The sequence below is a fragment of the Mesorhizobium sp. M0293 genome (assembly GCF_040321735.1).
In the GTDB taxonomy this organism is placed as follows: Bacteria; Pseudomonadota; Alphaproteobacteria; order Rhizobiales; family Rhizobiaceae; genus Mesorhizobium.
In genome coordinates, this window is the sequence record NZ_JAMYSA010000252.1 from 1 (window position 1) to 2,118 (window position 2,118).

General features: G+C 58.6%; 2 protein-coding genes. One reads left to right on the forward strand and one right to left on the reverse strand.

Annotated features, from left to right (window positions below; all coding sequences use genetic code 11):
* Positions 1-221: 221 nt before the first annotated feature.
* Positions 222-848, reverse strand: coding sequence for a TetR/AcrR family transcriptional regulator (locus NKJ06_RS35210; RefSeq protein ID WP_352629933.1), 627 nt, complete (start codon positions 846-848; stop codon positions 222-224).
* 125 nt (positions 849-973) lie between these two features.
* Here NKJ06_RS35210 and NKJ06_RS35215 point away from each other — a divergent pair, with 125 nt between their 5' ends.
* Entirely contained in the window at positions 974-1,852 is an 879-nt protein-coding gene (locus NKJ06_RS35215) for an SDR family oxidoreductase (protein WP_352629935.1), read from the forward strand.
* Positions 1,853-2,118: the final 266 nt, after the last annotated feature.

The following is a 2,118-nucleotide window of genomic DNA, read 5'->3' on the forward strand; positions in this document are numbered from 1 at the left end:
CCTCGGCGGGGGCCCCCTCTCTTTCATATTTGGTTTTTGTTGCGGCCCCCGCTCCACGCGCGGGGCCGCGCCGCAATCTCGCCAACTTACTGGGGCGCCTCTTTCACTAGGGCCATCGCCATGGACCCTCGCTCTCCACTGCCCTGAAAATTTCTGAAAGGGTTGAAGCCTTCACGAAGCCGTGGCCCATGGCGTCATTGACCGCCGCACTAATCCTTCGATCAGCCGCGCTCAACCGCAGCCTCGAGCAGCATCTTGGCCGCATCGCGCGTTGCAAGAGGTTCAACGCCCCCCCTCATGGCTTGTGCGTTCACGAGCGAGCCCTGGATGAGCGCTAGGATCTGAACGACCACGCTCTCTTGATTTTTTAACTTCAAGGGCTGGACGAGCGACACGACAAACTCATGTAAGTCATGGAAATATGCTGCGAGCGTTGCCTGCACCTCTGGGGTTTCCGCATCCGGTCCGAACTCGGCCAGCCCTCGAACGAAAGGACAGCCGCGAAAAGTAGGCGCCTGGAAGGACTCGTTCAGTGCGTCGAATATGGCCAGCACGCGATTCAGCGGCACCGGTCCGGCCTGTTCGGTCGCAGTCGCCAGCATGTCGAACCACAGCGCGCTTTTATGGCGCAGATAGGTAGCTGCAAGATTGGCCTTCGAGGGGAAGTGCTTATAGAACGTCATCTTTGCGACACCGCTCTCGGCGATGATGCGATCTATTCCCACCGTATGGATGCTGTTCCGGTAAAATAGTTCGGACGCCGTTTTCAGAATTCGCTCTCGCGGAGCCAAGGCGTCCAGCGGCAGCGGTTCCAGGTCGACGTACTCACTTACATCCAAAGTTTTCATTTCAGCCTGCCATTGCGCGTTCGCTGCAGAAACAGAATAGTCTGTCTATTTTCCGTTTGCAAGAACAGACAGGTCTGTATATACCCATTTTCGTCCCATCGGAGGGACAACGAAAGGATCGAGAAATGAGCAGTAAGGTTGTAGTTGTTACCGGCGCGAGCAGCGGTTTTGGAAAGCTCACCGCCTTGGAGTTCGCCAGGCGCGGGCACGTGGTGGTCGCGACCATGCGCGACATCGAAGGCAAAAACAGCCAGATAGGCGGTGAGCTAATCAACGCTGCAAAAGCCGAAGGGCATGAGCTGCAGGTCATTGAGATGGATGTGACGGACGAAGCGTCGGTCAACGCTGCGATCGATCGGGTCGTCGAGCAACACGGCAGGATTGATGCGCTAATCAACAACGCAGGCACGATGTTCGTCGGCGTGACCGAAGCCTACACGGTGGCAGACATCGAGCAGCAATTTGCGGTGAACTTTTTTGGAGCCGTAAGGGCCGACCGCGCCGTCCTACCCCATATGCGTGCTGCGGGTAGCGGCGTGCTGATCCATGTCACCTCGTTGATGGGGCGCGTCATCTTTCCGTTCTTTGGTGTCTATTCCGCGAGCAAGTTCGCGCTTGAAGCGCTTGCCGAGGCATATCGATATGAACTGTCCAGCTTCGGCGTAGACTCGGTGATCGTGGAACCCGGGCCATTTCCGAGCAATCTGCTTCCATCTAGCCCAGCGCCCTCGGACGAGCAGGTCTTGGCGACATATGGCGCAGTTGCGTTGGTCCCAGGCCAAATCAAAAACAACTCCGATCAGGGACTTGATCCCGCGAATCCACCCCGCCCTCAGTTGGTGGCTGACGCCATCGCACGGCTAGTCGAGGCTACGGAACGGCGCCCATTGCGCACCGTCGTCATGCCAGAGGGCCTGGACTTCGGGGTGGAGGGACTGAATCAGGCCATCGCTCCTATTCAAAACAACCTGCTTACCGCGCTCGGTATGTCGAACATGATCTGATAGCGGAAGCGCCATCACGTCGCGGCCTATGACCTCAACGTCAGCTTTCGGCGCACGGGCGTCGAAAGCCGTCGGTCTGACTGCGTGAAGAGTTTCGGGCGCCGGCAGGCGTACGAAAGTCCCCGAGGAAGGAACCCGTGGGCCACAGGCGATGGTTATGGGGATTTCGATTTTCGGCTGGTGTCGGCGATGGCGCGACCGCCGCCGCGAAGCGGCGGGTTTGATGCGGACGGACCGCTTCGTTGCGCCTCCGCGCGGTATTGTCG